General features: G+C 68.4%; 17 protein-coding genes and 1 pseudogene. 7 read left to right on the top strand and 11 right to left on the bottom strand.

From position 1 onward, the window contains the following. Positions 1-32: 32 nt before the first annotated feature. Positions 33-527 (top strand): Lrp/AsnC family transcriptional regulator, encoded by a 495-nt coding sequence (locus tag AC1RVW_RS03530; protein ID WP_172839876.1) that lies wholly within the window; start codon positions 33-35, stop codon positions 525-527. Positions 528-535: 8 nt separating this feature from the next. Here the strand turns inward: AC1RVW_RS03530 and AC1RVW_RS03525 are convergent, their stop codons facing one another. The 6 genes and pseudogenes from AC1RVW_RS03525 to AC1RVW_RS03500 form a co-directional block, all read right to left on the bottom strand. Further along, positions 536-1,555, bottom strand: coding sequence for an OmpA family protein (locus tag AC1RVW_RS03525; protein WP_493198060.1), 1,020 nt, complete (start codon positions 1,553-1,555; stop codon positions 536-538). Positions 1,556-1,665: 110 nt separating this feature from the next. After that, complete coding sequence (locus tag AC1RVW_RS03520; protein WP_081269017.1) at positions 1,666-2,898, bottom strand: dienelactone hydrolase family protein; 1,233 nt, start codon at positions 2,896-2,898, stop codon at positions 1,666-1,668. A gap of 14 nt (positions 2,899-2,912) precedes the next feature. Beyond that, positions 2,913-3,437 carry a flavin reductase family protein gene (locus AC1RVW_RS03515; protein ID WP_253819906.1) on the bottom strand — a complete coding sequence of 175 codons (525 nt, stop codon included), beginning with the start codon at positions 3,435-3,437 and terminating at the stop codon, positions 2,913-2,915. Beyond that, positions 3,423-4,646 (bottom strand): annotated as a pseudogene (locus AC1RVW_RS03510) (styrene monooxygenase/indole monooxygenase family protein); the annotation flags it as partial. The gene AC1RVW_RS03515 and the pseudogene AC1RVW_RS03510, both read right to left, overlap by 15 nt. A 7-nt stretch (positions 4,647-4,653) precedes the next feature. Beyond that, positions 4,654-5,895, bottom strand: a complete 1,242-nt coding sequence (locus tag AC1RVW_RS03505) for a styrene monooxygenase/indole monooxygenase family protein (RefSeq protein ID WP_493198058.1) — start codon at positions 5,893-5,895, stop codon at positions 4,654-4,656. Positions 5,896-5,933: 38 nt separating this feature from the next. Continuing rightward, a complete protein-coding gene (locus AC1RVW_RS03500; RefSeq protein WP_409195692.1) occupies positions 5,934-6,725 on the bottom strand; it encodes an SDR family oxidoreductase in 792 nt (263 codons plus the stop codon). Between the two features lie 185 nt (positions 6,726-6,910). Here AC1RVW_RS03500 and AC1RVW_RS03495 point away from each other — a divergent pair, with 185 nt between their 5' ends. From AC1RVW_RS03495 to AC1RVW_RS03475, 5 genes are all read left to right on the top strand, one after another. Beyond that, a complete protein-coding gene (locus AC1RVW_RS03495; protein ID WP_493198056.1) occupies positions 6,911-7,948 on the top strand; it encodes an AraC family transcriptional regulator in 1,038 nt (345 codons plus the stop codon). Positions 7,949-8,060: 112 nt separating this feature from the next. Next, the gene (locus tag AC1RVW_RS03490) at positions 8,061-8,357 is read left to right on the top strand and encodes an iron uptake protein (RefSeq protein WP_081269084.1); all 297 of its coding nucleotides are present in this window, start codon (positions 8,061-8,063) and stop codon (positions 8,355-8,357) included. A gap of 34 nt (positions 8,358-8,391) precedes the next feature. Next, entirely contained in the window at positions 8,392-10,077 is a 1,686-nt protein-coding gene (locus AC1RVW_RS03485) for a PepSY-associated TM helix domain-containing protein (protein ID WP_493198054.1), read from the top strand. Then, positions 10,070-10,393: a DUF3325 domain-containing protein gene (locus AC1RVW_RS03480; protein ID WP_081269023.1), complete on the top strand. Its 324-nt coding sequence runs from the start codon at positions 10,070-10,072 to the stop codon at positions 10,391-10,393. Before AC1RVW_RS03485 ends, AC1RVW_RS03480 begins: the two co-directional genes overlap by 8 nt. A gap of 193 nt (positions 10,394-10,586) precedes the next feature. Continuing rightward, on the top strand, positions 10,587-12,554 hold the full coding sequence (locus AC1RVW_RS03475) for a sensor histidine kinase (RefSeq protein WP_493198052.1): 1,968 nt from the start codon (positions 10,587-10,589) through the stop codon (positions 12,552-12,554). A gap of 6 nt (positions 12,555-12,560) precedes the next feature. Here the strand turns inward: AC1RVW_RS03475 and AC1RVW_RS03470 are convergent, their stop codons facing one another. Then, on the bottom strand, positions 12,561-13,454 hold the full coding sequence (locus tag AC1RVW_RS03470) for a LysR family transcriptional regulator (protein ID WP_493198050.1): 894 nt from the start codon (positions 13,452-13,454) through the stop codon (positions 12,561-12,563). Positions 13,455-13,542: 88 nt separating this feature from the next. Between AC1RVW_RS03470 and AC1RVW_RS03465 the strand changes: the two genes are divergently transcribed. Beyond that, positions 13,543-14,319 (top strand): NAD(P)H-dependent oxidoreductase, encoded by a 777-nt coding sequence (locus tag AC1RVW_RS03465; RefSeq protein WP_493198049.1) that lies wholly within the window; start codon positions 13,543-13,545, stop codon positions 14,317-14,319. Here the strand turns inward: AC1RVW_RS03465 and AC1RVW_RS03460 are convergent. The 4 genes from AC1RVW_RS03460 to AC1RVW_RS03445 all read right to left on the bottom strand — a co-directional run bounded on the left by AC1RVW_RS03460 (position 14,316) and on the right by AC1RVW_RS03445 (position 19,236). After that, positions 14,316-16,406, bottom strand: coding sequence for an alpha/beta hydrolase domain-containing protein (locus tag AC1RVW_RS03460; RefSeq protein ID WP_493198047.1), 2,091 nt, complete (start codon positions 16,404-16,406; stop codon positions 14,316-14,318). The genes AC1RVW_RS03465 and AC1RVW_RS03460 overlap by 4 nt on opposite strands. Before the next feature lie 63 nt (positions 16,407-16,469). Then, the gene (locus AC1RVW_RS03455) at positions 16,470-17,435 is read right to left on the bottom strand and encodes a Bug family tripartite tricarboxylate transporter substrate binding protein (RefSeq protein ID WP_493198045.1); all 966 of its coding nucleotides are present in this window, start codon (positions 17,433-17,435) and stop codon (positions 16,470-16,472) included. 50 nt (positions 17,436-17,485) lie between these two features. Further along, positions 17,486-17,854 carry an AtuA-related protein gene (locus tag AC1RVW_RS03450; RefSeq protein WP_081269029.1) on the bottom strand — a complete coding sequence of 123 codons (369 nt, stop codon included), beginning with the start codon at positions 17,852-17,854 and terminating at the stop codon, positions 17,486-17,488. Further along, positions 17,851-19,236: an acyclic terpene utilization AtuA family protein gene (locus tag AC1RVW_RS03445; protein WP_493198154.1), complete on the bottom strand. Its 1,386-nt coding sequence runs from the start codon at positions 19,234-19,236 to the stop codon at positions 17,851-17,853. The genes AC1RVW_RS03450 and AC1RVW_RS03445 overlap by 4 nt, the downstream gene beginning before the upstream one ends. Positions 19,237-19,254 lie beyond the last annotated feature (18 nt).

Genomic DNA, 19,254 nt, shown 5'->3' with positions numbered 1-19,254 from the left:
GCATCTTTCTTTTGGCTCTTCTGACTCGATTCATGAAAATCAATCGGCAAATCATCGGTGACAACGAAGGATCTTTCGACAAGACCGATCTGGCGATCCTCCGTGTGCTGCTGCTCGATTCCCGCAAGACCCTGCAGGAGATCGGCAACGAGGTCGGCCTGTCGCCCACCAGTTGCTGGACGCGCATCAAGAAGCTCGAGGCCACGGGCGTCATCAAGCGCTACACGGTCGACGTCGATCCGGCCAAGCTGGGCTACCACGACTCGGTGATCGTGCAGGTCACGCTGGAGAGCCACACCGACGAGACTCTCTACGACTTCGGCCGCGTGCTCGCGACCATCCCCGAGATCCAGGAGGCCTACCTGGTATCAGGCGACTACGACTACTACATCCGCATCGCCGTGCGCGACACCCGCGACTACGAGCGCCTGCTGCGCGAGAAGCTCTACAAGATCCCCGGCATCCGCCACAGCAAGTCGCACTTCGTGCTGCGCGTGCTGAAGGAGACCAGCGTGCCGGTCATCTGAAGCCCGGCTCAGAGCCGGACCAGTTCGACCCGGCGGTTCTTCGCGCGCCCCGCCTCGCTGTCGTTCGGCGCCACGGGCTCGGCCGACCCGGCACCGCGGGTCGTGAAGCGGCGCGGGTCCACGCCGGCCTTCACCAGCGCCGCGATCACCGCCAGCGCGCGGCGCTTCGAGAGATCGTCGTTGTGCTTCGCGTCGCCCTGCGCATCGGTGTGGCCCACCACCGAGAGCTTCAGCGGCGGATTGCCGCGCATGAGCTTGGCCATTTCGTCGAGCGTGGGCTGCGACTCGGGCCTGATGACGTCCTTGTCCAGGTCGAACAGGATGCCGTAGAGGTTCACGCGCCCTGTCTCCGCCAGGCTCTTCTGCATGGCCGTGGCATCGACGAAGACGATCTTGTTGTCTTCCATCGCCTTGGTCTCGACCACCCGCACGAAGGCGTGGTTGCCCACGTCGGCGTTGTGCTCGGCCAGCGCGATGCTGGCGTACACGGTGCCCGTGGGGCCGGTCTTCTTCGCCAGCAGGTAGCGGCCGCTCACCGCGAAGTAGTTGCGCGCGTAGTCGCCCCGGCTGCCCAGGCGCGGCCATTCGGGCTCGTCGAAGGCCAGCGCAAAGTCGTAGGGCGTGGTGGTGTCGACGCTGCCCGGGCGCGGCCTGTAGCACGACGCATTGGCCGTGCCGCAGGTGAACAGCACCTCGAAGCCCTTGGCCTTGAGGCTGGACTCGTAGTTGCGCTGCACCTCGAGCAGCGAGCGCTCCTTGGGCAGGCGGTAAAGGTAGAGCGTGACCTTGCCCTCGACCCGCAGCAGGTCGGGCTTGCCGCCGCCCCAGTTCTGGAACGGCTCCTTGATGAGGCCGACCTCGTCGTACGCGGCGGCCTTGTAGCCGTCGAGCACCGCGCACTCGTAGCGGCCGACCAGCGGATGGTCCTTGGCGGGCTCGGCGGCGAATGCGCCGGCAAGCAGCAACGGCGACAGCAGAGCCGCGCCGGCCAGGCGCGTGCATCGGGCAATGAAAGAAGTCTTTGTCATCGAAGGCATCGGCTGGAACGGCGATGCGCTTCATGCTAGGCAGTGAAGCCTCCGCTGTGCATTCGACGGATGGCCTATGCCGTGGCCGGACCGGCCCGGCCACCCCTGGCTCAGCGCATCAACGTATTCGACGGCAAGGTCTCGTCCAGCAGCTTGCGCGCCGTCTCGATGCCCGCCACCGGCAGCAGCTTGGGGTCGAGCAGGCCGACCTGCACCAGCACGCTGGCCTGGTCCCAGTAGATGTGCTCGTGGTAGAGCTTGTCGCCACGGAACTTGATGACGGCCAGCAGCGGCACTTCCACCCGCTTGCCGGTGGGCGCCACGCCGGGCAGCATCCACGGGATCTCGGTGGTGTGGGTGAAGCTGAACAGCAGTTCGTCGACCACCTGGGTGGCGCCGATGGTGCGCGAGATCGAGGTGAGCGCGGTGTCCGGCGGGTTGCTGTTGACGAAGTGGTTCGTATAGAACGCGTGCAGATCCTTGTAGCCCACGCCGCCGGTCATGGTCGGAATGTGGTTGACGTAGGGCTCGGCCACCATGGTGCGCATGGTGTCGTCGACGTTGCGCGTGGCGAACTCGTATTCGCAGTGCTTGTCCCACAGCGCCGAGAGGTCGTAGTGCGGGCCGATCGCGTCTTTCAGCGTGGCGATGCTGCGCTCGTGCGCCATGAGCGCCGAAGGCTTGTGGAAATGCTCGCCGCCCGCGCGTGCGAAGGCGTGGTCCATGCCGGGGTAGACGTACAGCGACACGCCCGGCCGGCCCTTGAGCGCGGCCAGGATGCGGTCGCGCGCCTCGGGCGGGCAGAACTTGTCGAGCTCGGCGATGTGCAGGGTCAGCGGGCACTTGATGTTGTCGGCCTCGTCCAGCGCGGCGTCGATGCCCACGCCGTAGTAGCCGACCACCGCATCGGCGTCGGTGCGGCAGGCGCTGAGGTAGGCGAGCTTGCCGCCGAGGCAGAAGCCGAGCACGCCGACCTTCTTTTCCGTTACCTCGGCACGGGCGCGCAGCGCGTCGATGGCGGTCTGCATGTCCTGCATGCCCTTGGCTTCGTCGAAGCCTCCGTACAGGGCGAAGGCACGCTGCCAGTCAGCTTCGCTGTAGCCCAGCTCCACGCCGGGCTCCTGGCGCCAGAACAGGTCGGGCACCAGCACCACGTAGCCTTCCTCGGCGTAGTAGTCGGCCACCTCGCGCATCGTGTGGTTGATGCCGAAGATTTCCTGGGCAATCACGAGGCCGGGGCCGGTGCCCGCCTCTGGCAGCGCCAGGTAGCCGCGAAAGGCGCCGCTGCCGTCGGCGGCCTGCATCTGGATGTACTGGCCCGGGGCCTTGGTTTTCTCTTGCATGTGGGTTCTCCGTTCTATTGCAAACATTCCGGGTGCCGCGTCGTCACCTGGTAGTAGCCCGAGTGAAAGACCAGCGGCTCGCCGTCGAAGCGGTCGTAACGCTCGACCTCGCCGATGAAGATGAGGTGATCGCCCCCGTCATACTGCCTGACATTGCGGCAGACGAAGCGCGCAATGACATCATTGAGCAAGGGTACGCCCGCCGTGCCCTCGCAGCAGTCCACGCCGCCGAACTTGTCGGCCTGCGGCGTGGAGAACTGGCGCGACAGGTGATGCTGGTGCGCCGCCAGCACGTTGATGGCGAAGTGGCTGGCGCCGGTGAAGTCCGCCACGCTGGGCGCGTTGCGCGCCAGGCTCCACAGCACCAGGGGCGGATCGAGCGACACCGACGAGAACGAGTTGGCCGTCATGCCCACGCGGCGCCCGTCGATGGCGCGCGTGGTGATGACGGTCACGCCGGTGGAAAACTGGCCCAGCGCCTTGCGGAAGTCGCGGCGGTCGAAGCGGTCGGCCACGGCCTCGCGCGCCCTGTCCTCCAGGAAGCGGTCGGCCTGCGCCGCATCGAACCACCAGGGCGCGAAGGCGCGCGGATCGTCGAAGCCGTTGACCACCGTGCTCGCGACCGAGGGCATGTGCGTCGCGCTCTGCAGCAGCTTGTGAAGGTGCGGCGTGGGCGGCGCGAGCAGGCTGCGGGTCCAGTCGGTGGCCCAGCGGGCGTAGCCCTCCCAGTAGCGGTCGAAGGTCTCCTGCATCCAGGCCGCGTCGAAGGGTGCGCCGGCGTTTTCGAGGATGCGCTGCAGGTAGATGTGGGCGCTCTTGGCCGCGTTGTTCGAGCCCTGCCCGGTGATCGGGTCGTTGAGCACCACCACGTCGGCCATGCCCAGCACCCGGCGCCCCGAGGGCAGCGTGGCGACGGGCTTGCGCACAGTGGGCGCGAAGCTGCCGACGAGGATGCCGTTGTCGTCGGTCAGCGCGATGTCCCGACAGCGCTCGGCCTCCCAGGGCAGGAAGGTTTCGAGGATCTGCCTGCTGCGCGCCAGGTGCTCCTGCGGCGTCTTCACGTCTGCCCAGCAGTCCATCGGCCCGCCAGGAATGCCTTCGAACACCATGATCTCGCACGGGCCGCTGGTCGTGAGCGCGGGGAACACGAAGTACTCGCCCACGCCGGGAATCAGGTTGAAGCACACGGCCGGGAACGGCTCGCGCGGCTTCATGCCCTTCACGTAGGTCAGCGCCAGCACGCGCTGCGGTGCGTCGAATGCGCTGCGTTCGGCGTCGCGCTCGAAGAGCTTTGCGATCTCGCCCTTGCCGCTGGCCACCACCACCAGTTCATGCGTGCGCGCGCACGCCTCCAGGGCATCGAGCCCCACGGCCTTCAGCACGATCCGGCCGCCGCGCTGCTCGAAGGCGTTCATCCAGCCGTGGATCTTGACGCGCTGGTCGACCGACTGCGCCGCGCCGTCGAGCCGGGCGCTCCACTCGATGGCCTTGCCGCCCTGCGGGTTGCGCACCGTCATGCCGATGCCTTCCACGCGCGGGCAGTCGTCGGCCCAGAAGTCGAGCCCGAGTTCCCGCTCGGTCTGCAGCGCGGTCTCGAACATGCACTGGCTGGACATGACCGGCCCCTCGAGAATTTCCCGCGCGCCGCGGTTCGAGTAGACCGTCACCTCGTGCCCGGCCGCCTGCAGGCCCAGCGCAAGCTGCATGCCGGACTGGCCGGCGCCGACGATGGCTACGCTGCGTTTCATGGCGTCGTCAGGCCGCCGCGGCGGCGCATGTGTCGATGTAGCGGTCGGCCTCCACCGGGTCTGCGAACCACGGGAAGAAGGTGCGCGGATCGTCGAAGCCGTTGGCGAAGGCGCTGGCCAGCGTCGGCATCGCGCCGGCGCTGCCGAGCAGCTTCAGCACATGGGGCGGCGGCGGCGTGAGCAGCATGTTGGTCCACTGCGTGACCCACTGCGAATAGCCGAACCAGTAGCGGTCGAAGGTCTGCTGCATCCACGAGGCATCGGCCGCGCCCTCGCCGCGCGCGAGGATGCTCTTGAGGTACACGTCGGCGCACTTGGCCGCGTTGTTCGAGCCCTGGCCGGTGATCGGGTCGTTGAGCACCACCACGTCGGCCAGGCCGAGCACCTTGCGCCCCGAAGGCAGCGTGGCCAGGGGCTTGCGCACCGTGGGCGCGAAGCGGCCGGCGAGGATGCCGTTGTCGTCGGTCAGCTCGATGTCCTTGCAGCGCCCGGCTTCCCACGGCGTGAAGGTGTCGACGATCCACTTGCTGCGCGCCAGGTGCTCCTGCGGCGTCTTCACGTCGGCCCAGCAGTCCATGGGGCCGCCCGGAATGCCTTCGAACACCATGATCTCGCACGGGCCGCTGGTCGTGAGCGCGGGAAACACGAAGTACTCGCCCACGCCGGGAATCAGGTTGAAGCACACGGCCGAGAACGGCTCGCGCGGCTTCATGCCCTTCACGTAGGTCAGCGCCAGTGCGCGCTGCGGCTTGTCGAAGGTCGACTTGTGGGCGTCGCGCTCGAAGAGCTTCGAGATCTCGCCCTTGCCGCTCGCCACCAGCGTCAGGTCATGCGTCTGCGTGCAGGTTTCGAGCTCGTCGATGCCCGCGTCCTTGAAGACCAGCTCGCCGCCCTTCTTCTGGAATTCGGCCATCCATGCCGGGATCTTCACGCGCTGGTCGACCGACTGCGCGCTCGAATGCAGCCGTGCCGCCCAGTCGATGGCCTTGGCGCCCTTCTGCTCGGGATGCGGCACCGCCAGCCCGATGCCGTCGACCGTGGGGCATTCCCTGGCCCAGTGGTCGAGGCCAAGGTCTCGCTCGATCTGCAGCGAGGTGTGGAACATGCACTGGCTCGACATCACCTTGCCGTTGCGTATGTCGTCCGCCGTGCGGTTGCTGAACATGGTGACTTCGTAGCCCGCGCCCAGCAGGCCGAGCCCCAGTTGCAGGCCCGACTGGCCTGCGCCGACGATTGCGATCCGCTTCATTGTCTTGCTCCTTGCTTGGTTGCTTGCTTGCTTGCTGGTCAGTCCATCAGCTTGGGAATGGCCGGCACGGCCTGCTCGGGGCCCATGGCCGCGTAGCCTCCGTCCACCGCGTAGTCGGCGCCGGTCACGAAGCTCGCGTGGTCCGAGCACAGGAAAAGCACCACCTGCGCCACCTCGTCGGGGTCGCCCACGCGGCCCAGCAGATGGAAAGGCGCGGCCACGCGGTCGGTCTTGGCGCGGTCGCCGTTGCTCAGGCGGTCCATCACGGCCGACCATGTCCAGCCCGGCGACACGCTGTTCACGCGGATGCGGTCGCCCGCCAGGTCCATGGCCATGTTGCGGGTGAGCTGCGCCATCGCGGCCTTGCTGACCGGATACAGCCAGCGCCCGGTCTGCGCCACGCGCGAAGAGATGCTCGTGAAATTGACCACCGCGCCACCGCCCGCCGCCACCATGTGCGGATGCACCGCCTGCAGCATCGCCACCGCGCTGGCCACGTTCACGTTGAACGAGCTGAGCCAGTCGGCGCGCGGCGACTTGAAGCCGTCGTCCACGTAGGAGCACGCGAGGTTCACCAGAAAGTGCACGCCGCCGTGCCGCTGCGCCGCCTGGGCCACGCATGCCGCCACCTGGGCGTCGTCGGTGATGTCGGTGTGCGCGAAAAGCGCGCCGGCGCCCAGCGAATCGGCCAGCGCCTGTCCGTTGCCGGCGTCGATGTCCGCAATGGCCACCTTCACACCGGCGGCGTGCAGCGCGCGCACCACGCCGGCTCCTATCAATGTGGCACCGCCGGTGACGATGGCGCTCCTGCCTTCGAGTCCCTTGAACATGACGCTGGCTCTCCTGTTACGGTGGATCAACCGGGCCGGGCTGGCCCGTGGGGTCGTACGTTAGGAGGCCGGGGCGCGCGCACGCATCCCGCAAGCGCAGGCGCTGTCCCTGCCGCGCATGTTTTTCGAGCAGGGGCGACCCGAATTGTGGGCGGGGATGGTTTTTGCTACGGTGCCCCAGCCCCATGGAAACCGCCGCCACGACCCCACGGCTGCCGCTGCAGCGCTACCGACTGTTCGAAAGCCACGACATGGACGAGGCGCGTGAAAGCGTGGCCCGCGTGTTCTGCCCGCACGGCCTGACCATGCTGCGGCCGCGCACCGAACTGGACGCCTGCCACCACAGCGCGCGCCTGCACCGGGACGTGAGCCTCAACTATGTGCAGTACGGGCCGGGCGTGCAGATCGACCCGGGCTATCTGCAGGACTTCTTCCTGCTGCAGATTCCGCTGCGCGGAGGCGCGGACATCCGCTGCGGCGCGCAGCAGGTCGATGCCACGCCCAGCCTGGCATCGCTGCCGTCGCCGACCGAACAGCTCTCCATGCGCTGGGCCGACGACAGCCCGCACCTGATCGTGCGGCTGGCCCGCCCGGCGCTGCAGTCGCGGCTGGAGGCGCTGCTGCAGGCGCCGGTGCGCCAGGCGCTGACGTTCGAGCTCGGCGTGCCGCTCGACAACCCCGCGCTGGCGCCGCTGGTGCATTTCATCGACTACCTGCGGCTCACGCTCGACGCGGGCAACTCGCTGCAGGCCGGCGGCAGCCGCCTGGCCGAGCATGCCGAGGCCTACCTGATGGCAAGCCTGCTGATGTCGGCGCGGCACAACCACTCGGGCGCCCTGGCCGGCGATGCGCAGCGCGGCCTGCTGCCGCGCGTGGTCCGCAAGGCGCAGGAGTTCATGGCGGCGCACGCCGAGCAGCCGGTGTCGCTGGCCGACGTGTGCCGCGAGGTCGGCTGCAGCGCACGCGCATTGCAGCTGGCGTTTCGCCAGCATGCGGGCCAGGGTCCGATGGAGTTCCTGCGCGAACTCAGGCTCGACAGGGTGCGGGCCGACCTGGTGGCGGCGGCGCAGCGCGACGACGGTGGCGGCGTGCGCGAGACGGCGGAGAAATACGGCTTTCTTCACCTCGGCCATTTCGCGGCGCAGTACCGCGCCCGCTTCGGCGAAAAGCCCTCCGAGACGCTAGCGCATAGGGCTTGCGCCGACAAAACCAAGATACTATGAGAATAGTTCTTATTTGATAAAAGGCGTCGAACCGGTTATTCGTTCGAGGCCCGCCGACCTGGCTCAAGACGCATCCGCGCGGCTCACCACCGTGCCACGCCGCCTCGACAGCATGACCGCTTCAAACGTTTCTCCTTCCCGCGTCGCCTGGCGCATCGCCGCCGGCATGCTCGGCGGCTACGCCTTCACCTGGGGCTTCATCGCGCTGGCCATCGGCCTGCTGTTCGCAGCCCGCATGGAATTCCACGACGCCGAGGCGCTGGGCTACATCGTGGGCTTCATCGTGTTCCTGGTCGCGTTCCTCTGGGCGTTCTCGGCGCACAGCCTGGCGCGCGTGTGGCTCGTGCTGGCCGGCGGCGGCGCGCTCATGGCCGGTGCCGCCTGGCTGGTGCAGCGCACGCTGCTCTGATCGTCGACGCGCACGCCCAAGGAGACCCAAGTCCGTGTTCCAGAATTTCCGCCTCTCGATGGCCTGGCTTCATACGTGGTTCGGCCTTGTGCTGGGCTTCGTGCTGATGGCCGTCTTCTTCTTCGGTTCGCTGTCGGTGTTCGACCGCGAGATCGACCGCTGGGCGATTCCCTCGACCCGCTTCGAGCCGCAGCCCATGCCATCGTTCGACAAGATGCTGCTGCCCGTCTTCCAGGACATGAAGCCCAGCGCCCAGAGCATCGAGCAGGCCCGCAGCCGCGTGAGCGGCCCCATGGCCGACAGCTTTCCGGTGGTCAAGAGCTGGGGCGCCTACACCACGCACCGCGACCCGGTGCTCAGCCTGTTCTCCAGCTATGAGCTGCCCAATGCCAAGGACCCCGAAGACAGCGTGTTCGGCGACCGCACCATCGACCCGCGCAACGGCAGGCTGCTGCCCGACGACCACCTGAAGATCGGCAGCCAGTTCTTCTACCCGCTGCACTACAGCCTGCACCTGGAGTGGAAGAACCTGGGCTACTTCATCGTCGGGTTCTCGGCGCTCGTCATGCTGGTGGCGCTGGTCAGCGGCGTGGTCATGCACCGCAAGATCTTCCGCGAGCTCTTCACCTTCCGCCCGCGCAAGCACACGCAGCGCAGCACGCTCGACCTGCACAACCTGACCGGCGTGGTGGCGCTGCCCTTCCATTTCATCTTCGCCTTCTCGGGGCTGGTGATCTTCGGCAGCATCTACTTTCCAATCACCGACACCCAGCTCAAGCCGCTGCACGACCTGCATGAAAAGCACGAGGCAATGGAAACCGGCCTGCCGCACGACCGCGCGGGCGTGCCCGGCACGCTGGCCTCGGTGGACGCCATGGTGGCCGAGGCCAAGCGCCGCTGGGCCGCCAAGGACATGGCCGGCGACGTGGGCTTCCTCAGCGTGCAGCACGTGGGCGACGCCAACAGCTACGTCAGCGTGTACCGCGCCGGCACCGACCGCATCGCGCTGACCGGCGAAGGCATCCACTTCAAGGCCTCGACCGGCGAGGTGCTGCGCGAAGACCCGCCGCTCACGCCCGTGGCCAGCGTCAACACCTTCCTTACAGGCCTGCACCTGCAGCACTTCCGCCACTGGCTGCTGAGGTGGCTGTATGTGCTGGGCGGCCTCTCGGGCTGCGCGTGCATTGCCACCGGCTTCGTCTTCTTCGTGGAAAAGCGCAAGCGCCAGCATGCGAAGCAGGAGCGCGGCGGCGCGCGCTGGGTCGACGCCTTCGCGGTGACCACCGTGACCGGCATGCTCGTCGCCACGCTGGCCATGCTGATCGGCAACCGCCTGCTGCCCGACGACCTGCCGGCGCGCGGCGACTGGGAAAAGTACATCTTCTGCGGCGCATGGCTGCTCGCGTTCGCGCACGCCATCTGGCGCACCGCGCCTGTTGCCGAGGCGCGCATGGCGCCCGCCTGGGCAGAGCAGTGCTGGGCCGTCGCCGTGATGGCCGTGGCCGCGGTGCTGCTGAACTGGGTGACCACCGGAGACCACCTGCTGCGCACCATCGGCCAGGGCTACTGGCCGGTGGCGGGCGCCGACCTTTTCATGCTCGCCAGCGCCGCGGTCGCGGTCATGGCCGCACGCAAGCTCGGCCGCCGCACCGGCGTGACCTCCGCTCCGGCGGCACCTCGCGCGGCCTCCGCCAGCGTTGAGGAGAGCGCCCGTGCCTGACGCCCTCCTCCTGCTGCTGGCCGTGCTGGCCAACATCGCCGGCCTCGGCTGGCTCGCGCTGGCCATGGATGTTCATTGGGAACAGGCGTTCGGCCCGGTGCCCGCGTCGCGGGGCACGGTGGTGCTGCTGCGCGTGCTTGGCGTGTCGGGGCTGGTCGCGTCGCTGCTGCTGTGCCTGGCAGTCGACCACGCTTCGATGGCTTCGCTGGTGTGGTTCATGACGCTGGCCGGCGCCGCGCTGGCCATCGCGTTCACCGCGGCCTGGAAGGCCCGCTGGCTGGCCTTGCTGGCGGCCTGGGTTCGTCCGGCCGCCTGACACGCCCCCCTCCACACACGGGGCCGAGCCAGTCCGCCGCCCCCGCCTGTCACGAAAAAGTATTCCCCTGTGGCGGGGGAAGCCGGCTTGACCAACGACATAATGGCGGCCGCGCGCGGTAGCGGGCCGGTCCCGGCACTCATCCGGCGCACCTAGAGCAAGCTGAACAAGATTTCCAAGGCAGAAGCGATCTATGAGGCTTGGCCGCAAAGGCTGTTGGCGAATCGGCCGGTCGATCGCGAAGCTCTGGCTGGCGTTGCTGCTGGCCATCCTGCCCTTTGCGCACGCCGACGAACCGCCGCGGAACGCGTACACCGCCGTCCACATCACCCGGGCGGAACTGCTGTCCGTGACGGGTACGGGCTATTCCCTCCCGCCCCAGCAGATCGAAGACACCACCTTGCCGAGCGCCGGCTGGAAGCCTGTCAGCCTCCCATACACGGCCTTGCGTGAACTGGTGCCCACGGCGTCCAGCGGCACGCGGGCCGTCACCGACTGGTACCGCATCGACCTGTCGGGCCAGCCCCGGACGACGCAGCAACGCGTTCTCTACCTCCCGCGCTGGAAGACCCTGGGGCACATCGCGGTCTACGGCGACGGCGTGCTGCTCTACCAGTCGCACGGCAGCCCCGTCCACAACGGCTACAACCATCCGCTGCTGCTGCCGCTGAACGCGACCGCGAACACGCTGTCCCCGAAGTCCGTGCTGATCCGGGTCGACCGCCTGCGCAACAGCGGAAGCGGGTTCTCCACGGTGTGGGTGGGCGACGAGCATGCCCTGGCCTGGCGCTACCAGTCGCGCCAGATGCTGCAGGTGCAGTTGCCGTTCATGGGCAGCGCGGCGTTCCTGGCGGTGGGCGCGTTCGCATTCGCGGTGTGGCTGGGCAAGCGGCGCGAATCGCTCTACCTGCTGTTCTTCGCCATCTCGGCCGTGGCGTTCCTGCGCATGCTGCACTACTACGTGGGCGGCAGCTACCTGCCGATTTCGGACGAATGGTTCGAATGGGTGACCGTGGCCAGCCTGCTGTGGCTGATCGTCCTCATCCACCTGTTCCTGCAGCGCCTGCACCAGCAGCCCTCGGCCTGGCTGACCCGGCTGGCGCTGGGCCTGACGCTGGCCTGCAATGTCGCGACGCTGCCGCATGTGTCGACGTCGATCGTCAGCCTCTACCTGTTCACGCCGCTGCTCAACCTGGCGGTACTGCCGGTAGCGGTGCTGATCTTCGCGGTGAACCTGCGCAAGGCCCTGCGGGCGCAACTGCCGGAAGGGCGGCTGGTGGCGGGCTGGACGGTGTTCGCCGTCGTGTTCACCTCCTACGATGGGCTCCTGCAGAACAACCTGGTCAGCCCGGAGAGCGTGTACACCTCGCCCTACGCCGTCATCGGCCTGTTCTTCGTCTTCTCGTTCATCATGTTCCAGCGCTACACCGGCGCGTTCGCCGAAGTGGGCCGGCTGAACACCGAACTGGTCCTGCGGCTGCGGGCACGCGAAGCCGAACTGGAGCAAAGCTACCAGCGCCTGCGCGTCATTGAGAACCAGCAAATGCTCAACGCCGAACGGCGGCGCCTGATGCAGGACATGCACGACGGCCTGGGCTCGTCGCTGATCAGCGCCATCCGCTCGGTCGAGCGAGGCACCATGAACGAGGCCGAGATTTCCAGCGTGCTCAAGAGCTGCATGGAAGACCTGAAGCTGGTCATCGACTCCATGGAAAGCGTGGACGCCGACCTGCTGCTGCTGCTGGCGACCCTGCGCTTTCGCCTGGCGCCGCGCATCGAGGGCGCCGGCGTTGCGCTGCGCTGGGAGGTACAGCCCGTGCCCGTGCTGGCCTGGCTGGACCCGAACAGCGCATTGCACATCCTGCGCATCGTGCAGGAATGCGTGGCCAACGTGCTGCGCCATACGCGGGCCTCGACCATCTGCTTCAGCACCGAGACGACCGACGACGGCGTGTGCGTGGTGATCGAGGACAACGGCGAGGGCTTTGCCGTGGAAGAGGCCCTGCGCCGGCACGGCCGCGGCTTGCGCAACCAGCAGCAGCGTGCGCAGGCCATCGGCGCCAGGGTGAGTTGGGAATCCGGCAGCGCCGGCACCCGGTTCACGCTCTGGCTGCCTCTGCACCGCGACGCCGACACCATGAAGGCGCCGGATCCGGTTTGAGCTCCGTCAGAGGCCGGCGGCGATCTGATCGCGCAGCCACCTGTGCGCGGGATCGCGGTGCCGGCGCTCGTGCCAGAGCATCGCCATCTCGTAGCCGGGCACCTCCAGCGGTGCCTCCACGACACGCAACCCGGCCGCGACGCGCGCCAGCCGCTCGGGCAGCATCGCAACCATGTCGGTGCGAGCCAACACCGACACCATGAAAAGAAAGTGCGGCACCGACAGCGCCACGCGCCGCGTCAGGCCCTTTTCGGCCAGCGCCTCGTCCGTCGGCCCGGCAAAGCCACCGCCGCCGGGCGACACCACCACATGCTCCAGCGCGCAGAACTGCGCGAGCGACGGCCGCCGTTTCAGGCGTGGATGCCCTTCCCGCCCGGCCAGCACATAGCGCTCGTGGAACAGCACGCGCCGGTGCAGCCCGGGCTGCGCGCCCACACTGGTGTGAAAGAACAGGTCGACCTCCGCCTGCTCCAGTTGCCGCGCCATGCGCGAGGGCACCGCCTCCACCACGGCCAGCCGCGTGTGCGGCGCCGCGGCACGCAGCCCGGCCAGCGCCGGCAGCAGGATGGCCGACTCGGCATAGTCGGCAGCGGCCACGCGCCAGGTGGTCGTCGCCTCGGCAGGGTCGAAAGGGCGCGTGGGCGCCACCGCGCGGCCCAGCGATTCGAGCGCCTCGCGCAGAGGCTCGCGCAGTTCGTCGGCGCGCGCGGTGGGCCGCATGCCGCGCTGCGCGGGCACAAGCAGCGGGTCGCCGAAAGCTTCGCGCAGCTTGGCGAGTTGCACGCTCACGGAGGGCTGCGACAGGTTCAGCCGCTCGGCCGCGCGCGTGACGTTGCGTTCGGCCAGCAGCGTGTCGAGCGTGACCAGCAGGTTGAGGTCGAGCCGGCTGAAATTGTTCATGGCAATTCCTGGAATTCATACTATTCATTTCCAATATATCGCCAGGAAACCTAACCTGCGGGCATCTTCATTCGAACCTCCGCGAAACATGAACATCCTGCTCGTACTTGCCCATCCCGAAGCCGCTTCGCTTAACGGCTCGCTCCATCGCTTCATGCTCGAGCACCTGACGGCCATCGGCCATTCCGTGCAGGTATCCGACCTGTACGCCATGCGCTGGAAGCCCGCGCTCGATGCCGACGACTTCCCCGCGCGCGACACCGCCGCGCGCTTCGACCCCGTGCTCGACTCGCTCCGTGCGTTCGAGACTGGAACGCAAACCGCTGACATCGCCGGCGAACAGAAAAAACTGCTGTGGGCGGACGCCGTGATCCTGCAGTTCCCGCTGTGGTGGTACTCGATGCCCGCCATCCTCAAGGGCTGGGTCGAGCGCATCTATGCCTATGGCTTTGCCTACGGACTCGGCGAACACTCGGACACCCACTGGGGTGACCGCTTCGGCGAAGGCGTGATGGCCGGCAAGCGCGCGATGCTGGTGGTGACGACCGGCGGCTGGGCATCGCACTACGCGCCGCGAGGCATCAACGGGCCCATGGACGACCTGCTGTTTCCCATCCAGCACGGCATCCTGTACTACCCGGGCTTCGACGTGCTGCCGCCGTACGTGGTGCATCGCACGAACAAGATCGACGATGCAGCCTACGCACGCATCACCGGGGAACTGGGTCAGCAACTCGACACGCTCTTCACGGCCGAGCCGATCCCGTTCCGCCCACAGAACGCCGGCGACTACGACATTCCCGCCCTCACCCTGCGCGAGGACATCGCGCCGGGCAAGACAGGCTTTTCGGTGCACACCGCTTAAGGCAGCACCGGATTCGCGACCGCGTTGGCAATTGCCGCGTCGGCATCCACGCGCAGCATGAAGCGCCTGGCCACGAGATCGTTGGCGGCCGTGGTCACTGCCGCCACGTAGCCTGCCTGGTCCACATAGCGCTCCTGCAGCGACGGGCGCGGGTCGCTCCCGCGCAGCGCCGCCGTCTTGGCAAATGCGAAGTAGGAGCCGAACAGGCCCGCCTGGTCGATGCGCCCGGGCTGATTCGTGTAGTTCCAGCCGGTGTTGGTGCCCAGCGGCACGGCCACGTCGATGCTGCGGATGCCCGCGATGTCGTTGCCGTCGGCATCGACCTGCGGCACCAGGATCGCGTAGTCGCGCCCCAGGTAGGCCGGCGGCACCTGGGTGGCGATGCCGCTCTCGTCCTGCGGCCGGTAGCCGGGGCCCCAGTCGAGCAGCGAGTAGGTGTTGACCAGCCCCGTGTAGCTCACCCCGGGAATGGCCGGGAACGCGACCCGCGCCGGGCGCACCAGCGTGCCGTCGGCGATCCTGGGCACCTGGTTGTCGGGCGGCGTGGTGCCCTTGACGACCCAGTCCTCCAGGTTCTGGTACAGCGCACGCACGACCGGGATCGCGCCCGTGTTGGCATTGGTCGCATACAGCGCCCCGGCGCCCGCGCCCGGCACCGACGCGAGGCCCAGCAGGTGGTGCGAGCTGGCGTAGTAGTAGATGCGCGCGTTGCCGGGCTGCACCAGGTCGGCCGTGCCCCAGGCGTCGGTCAGCAGCGGCGAACCCTGCAGCGTCCAGAACTCGGTGCCGCTGAAGCCGATGAAGAGCTTGGGACAGGTGCCGCTCGCCTCGCAGCGCGACAGGATGCCGCCGCGCCGCTGGGCCACGTCGTCCACGTAGTCCTTCGACAGGCCGCGCGTGCCGCCCTGGCCGAAGGCCGTGTGGTCGGCGCGCACGCCACCGCCGCCGCCGGGCACGGAGAAGCGCATGTTGATGTTCGTCTGCCGCGCCGCGATCTGCGCGAACACGCCGTCGAACACCTTGGCGCCCGAGCGGTCCTCGTTGAAGCCGAGGTGCACGAAGGTCTTCATGAAGTTGCCGCACTGCGAGACGCCCGAGGCAATCGTGTTCCTGATCGCGGCCGCCACCGGGTTGGCGGTACCCGCCGCATCGGCGGAGTCCCGATGGAAGAAGCTGATCATGTCGCGCAGCGCCGCGAGGCCGAGGCCCATCACCTTCGGGTCTTTCGCGACGTAGACCAGCTCATACAGATAGGCCGGGTCCCACTTGTCCCTGAGGCACACGCTGGTCTCGTCGGGCGTGCCGGGGAACGGCGTGGCGGCACCGCACTTCGCAAACTTCCAGTCGCTCGCCGGAATGAGCTGGCGCGCGTCGCCCTCGTTGATGCGGCGCGTGAGCACGTAGCCGGGCTTGGTGTTGTCCAGGCTGGCCGTGGCATAAGCCTGCATCGCCGCGTTGAAGGGGCCGCCCGGCAGCGGCAGCGAATCGTTGGTGGCGGCGGTGGGCAGCAGCTCGGCGCGGTAAGTGCCGGTGATGCTGCTGCCGTCGGCGTTCTTCGCCACGGGCACCTTGAGCGTGAGCTTGCCCGGCGCCGCCGGCACGTCGCCCTGCCATGCGGCCGTGAGGAACACGTAGCCGCGCGAGGCGAAGTACGGGTCGAGGTTGACGATGTTGCCGCGGTTGGGCGCGTCGTAGCGCAGCACGCCGCTGGCCTTGCTCATGTCCTTCGGCTTGAAGAGCACGAAGTCGGAGCTGTACTCGACCTTGCCGTTGGCGTTCAGCGGCGCGAGCGACAGGTCCTGGATGATGGCGTTGCGCGCGTCCCTGGGGTCGACCTCGCCGGTGAAAGTGCCCGTGATCATCTCGTAGGCGCCGACGCTGCCGAAAGTGCCGGGCACGTCTTCCGTGGCGGTGATGGCGAGCTTGTATTTGGGCGCGGCAGCCGCCGTGGCGGGCGGGGCAGGCGTGGTCGTGGCGGGCGGCGGCAGCAGCAGGCTGCCTCCTCCCCCGCCGCCGCTTCCGCCGCATGCGCTCAGAAAAAGGGCGGCCGAAGCCACCGTGGCAGCCTTGAGGCTCCAGCGTTTCATGGTCTTGTCTCCTGTTGTGTGTCTTGTGTTGTCGCGGCGCCGATCCCCGCTACGGCGCGCGGACTACTCGGCCTCGATGCCGGCGGCCTTCACGATGCGGCCCCACTTCTGCGATTCGGCCGCCTGGAACCTGGCAAGCTCCTCTGGCGAGGTGGTGAACACCTCCGTGCCGGTGGGTTCATAGAACGCGGTCTTGGCGGCCTCGCTCTTCGCGGCCTTCACCAGCAGTTCGTTCAGCCGCTTGACCACGGCCGGCGGCGTCTTCGCCGGCGCATAGGCGGCGAACCAGTAGCCCATCTCGTAGCCCTTCACGCCGGCTTCGGAAATGGTGGGTACGTCGGGCGCGAGCGGCGAGCGCGCGGAGCTGGAGATGCCCAGCGCGCGCAGCTTGCCGGCCTTGACCTGCGGCAGGCCGGTGGCGGTGTCGGTGATCATCATGTTGATCTGGCTGCCCAGCAGGTCGGTCACCGCGAGCGTGTTGCTCTTGTAGGGCACGTGCAGCAGCTTGATGTCGGCCATCTGCTGTAGCAGCTCGCCGGCCATGCGGCTCGACGAACTGCCGCTGCCGAAGCTGTACTTGCCCGGCTCCTTCTTCGCGAGCGCGATGAACTCGGCCACGCTCTTCGCCGGGAACGACGGGTTCACCACCATGATCTGCCCGCCCTTGCCCAACGCGGCGACGGGCGCGAAGTCTTTCACCGGGTCGTAGGGCAGCTTCTTGAACAGGTGTTCGTTGGCGGCATGCGTGGTGTTGGTGGTGATCAGCACCGTGTAGCCGTCGGCAGGCGCCTTCGCCACGTTCTGCGACGCGATGAAGCCGCTGGCGCCGGCCTTGTTGTCGATGATGACGGCCTGCTTGGTCTCGGTCGCGATCTGGTTGCCGAGCGCGCGCGCGATCTGGTCGGTGGCCGTGCCGGCCGCGAAGGGCACCACGAAGGTGATGGCTTTCTCCGGGAAGGCCTGCGCATGGCCCAGCAGCGGCGCGAGCGCCAGCGCGGTGGTCAACACGGTCAGGGGGAATCGTTTCATTGTTTTGTCTCCGGAATTGGAAGGGGCAGTGGAAAAGGTGGAAGCCGGCGCTACGGCCCGGCCAGCAAAGGCACGAGCGGGCGCGGCACGCGAACGGGCATGTCGAGCAGCAGGAAGGAAAGCGCCTTGCCGTGCGCATCGAGATTCAGCGCATCGTTGACGCCGCCGTCGAGCACCGCGTCGAGCACGAAGTTCATCGCGTGCAATTTCGGCAGCAGGAAGCGCTGCACCTGCGACGGTGCGCGGTGGCGGAACTGCGCGGCCACGCGCTCGGGCGTGAGTTGCTCGGCCAGCAGCGGATACAGCCCGGCGTGCCAGGCGATGACGCTGATGTTGGAGCGGTCGCCCTTGTCGCCGGTGCGGCCGTGGGCCGCGCGGTAGAGAGGCACCTCGATGGTGTCTTCAGGAATATTGCTCATGCCAGTTCCTCCGCGGCCAGCAGTTCGAAGCGCACCGGCACCGCCTCGCGCGAGAGCAGGCACGACAGCGTGTTGAGCCGCGGCGTGAGCGCGGTGCGCACGCCGCCGCCGCCGGCCGGACCGCAGGTGTAGAGCGCCGTCACCTCGCGGCCGAGCCGTTCGGCCTGGGCACGGTCGGCATGGGTGGCCGCGACGCGCAGGCGCACGTCGCGCAGGCCGCTGTCGGGCGTGTCCGCCAGTGCGCGGCCCGCGTCGTCGCCGAGGATGCTCAGCGCGCCGATCAGGTCGACGCGCAACGCAAGGCCGTCGAGCCGCTTCTTCAGCACGTCGGCCGCGAGCCGCGCGCGCGCTTCGGCGCGAGGGCCGGCGTAGGAAATCTCGCCCTCGGCCAGCCAGCCGCCTTCATGGCAGACGTTGACCTTGTAGTTGCGCGGCCGCTCGTGCCCGCGCACGCCGCGCAGTTCGACGCGGTCGGCGCCGGGCAGCGCGCGCACCTCGGCGTCGGCGATGTCGGCGACCACGTCGGGCGTCAGGTAGGCGGCGGGGTCGTGCACTTCGTAGAGCAGTTGCTCCTTCACCGTGGCTTCGGTCACGAGGCCGCCGGTGCCGTCGGCTTTGCCGATGACGCAGCCGCCGTCGGCGTCGATCTCCGCGATGGGAAAGCCGACCGACTCGAGCCCCGGCACGTCCTTGTACCCGGGGTCGGCAAAGTAGCCGCCGCACACCTGCGCGCCGCATTCGAGCAGATGGCCGGCCATGGTGGCGCGGCCCAGCCGGTCCCAGTCGTCGGCGCGCCAGCCGAAATGCGACATGGCCGGCCCCACGGTGAGCGACGGGTCGGCCACCCGGCCGCACACCACGATCTGCGCGCCCGCGTCGAGCGCGGCGGCAATCGGCTCGGCGCCGATGTAGGCATTGGCACTGACCACGCGCAGACCTTCCATTCGCGCGCCGAGCGCTTCGCGCAGCACCGCGCGATGCCCGGCGCCCGAGAGGTCGTCGCCCTCCACCACCGCGATGCGCGGGGCGCTGGCACCCAGTTCGCGCGCCATGCGGGCGATGTGCCGGGCGGCGGCGCGCGGGTTGGCGGCGCCGAAATTGCTCACGATGCGGATGCCGTGTGCCAGGCAGCGCGCCAGCACCGGCCGCAGCATGTCGTCGAGCAGCGGTTCGTAGCCGGCATCGGGGTTGGCGCGGCGGCGCAGTTGCGCCAGCGCCAGCGTGCGCTCGGCCAGCGTCTCGAAGATGAGGAACGCGCGCCGCCCCGCGGGGCCTTGCGCGAGACGCGCGATCAGCGTGTCGACCACCGGGCCGGCGGCGTCGGTGCGGTCACCCGAGAAGCCGGCCGCGCATCCGATCAACAGCGTGGGCGTTGCAGCAATGGAAGTCATCGAGCCGCA

This window comes from Variovorax sp. MPBD4-3 (assembly GCF_058809745.1).
The sequence above is the reverse complement of the archived record's forward strand: the minus strand, read 5'-3'. Positions and strand labels throughout refer to the sequence as shown.

Excerpts from the sequence above, each read along its gene's own strand:
- AC1RVW_RS03500 (WP_409195692.1), bottom strand. The coding sequence starts at position 6,725 with ATGTTCAAGGGACTCGAAGGCAGGAGCGCCATCGTCACCGGCGGTGCC.
- AC1RVW_RS03465 (WP_493198049.1), top strand. The coding sequence starts at position 13,543 with ATGAACATCCTGCTCGTACTTGCCCATCCCGAAGCCGCTTCGCTTAAC.
- AC1RVW_RS03475 (WP_493198052.1), top strand. The coding sequence starts at position 10,587 with ATGAGGCTTGGCCGCAAAGGCTGTTGGCGAATCGGCCGGTCGATCGCG.
- AC1RVW_RS03525 (WP_493198060.1), bottom strand. The coding sequence starts at position 1,555 with ATGACAAAGACTTCTTTCATTGCCCGATGCACGCGCCTGGCCGGCGCG.
- AC1RVW_RS03470 (WP_493198050.1), bottom strand. The coding sequence starts at position 13,454 with ATGAACAATTTCAGCCGGCTCGACCTCAACCTGCTGGTCACGCTCGAC.
- AC1RVW_RS03495 (WP_493198056.1), top strand. The coding sequence starts at position 6,911 with ATGGAAACCGCCGCCACGACCCCACGGCTGCCGCTGCAGCGCTACCGA.
- AC1RVW_RS03490 (WP_081269084.1), top strand. The coding sequence starts at position 8,061 with ATGACCGCTTCAAACGTTTCTCCTTCCCGCGTCGCCTGGCGCATCGCC.
- AC1RVW_RS03455 (WP_493198045.1), bottom strand. The coding sequence starts at position 17,435 with ATGAAACGATTCCCCCTGACCGTGTTGACCACCGCGCTGGCGCTCGCG.
- AC1RVW_RS03450 (WP_081269029.1), bottom strand. The coding sequence starts at position 17,854 with ATGAGCAATATTCCTGAAGACACCATCGAGGTGCCTCTCTACCGCGCG.
- AC1RVW_RS03460 (WP_493198047.1), bottom strand. The coding sequence starts at position 16,406 with ATGAAACGCTGGAGCCTCAAGGCTGCCACGGTGGCTTCGGCCGCCCTT.
- AC1RVW_RS03530 (WP_172839876.1), top strand. The coding sequence starts at position 33 with ATGAAAATCAATCGGCAAATCATCGGTGACAACGAAGGATCTTTCGAC.
- AC1RVW_RS03505 (WP_493198058.1), bottom strand. The coding sequence starts at position 5,895 with ATGAAGCGGATCGCAATCGTCGGCGCAGGCCAGTCGGGCCTGCAACTG.
- AC1RVW_RS03520 (WP_081269017.1), bottom strand. The coding sequence starts at position 2,898 with ATGCAAGAGAAAACCAAGGCCCCGGGCCAGTACATCCAGATGCAGGCC.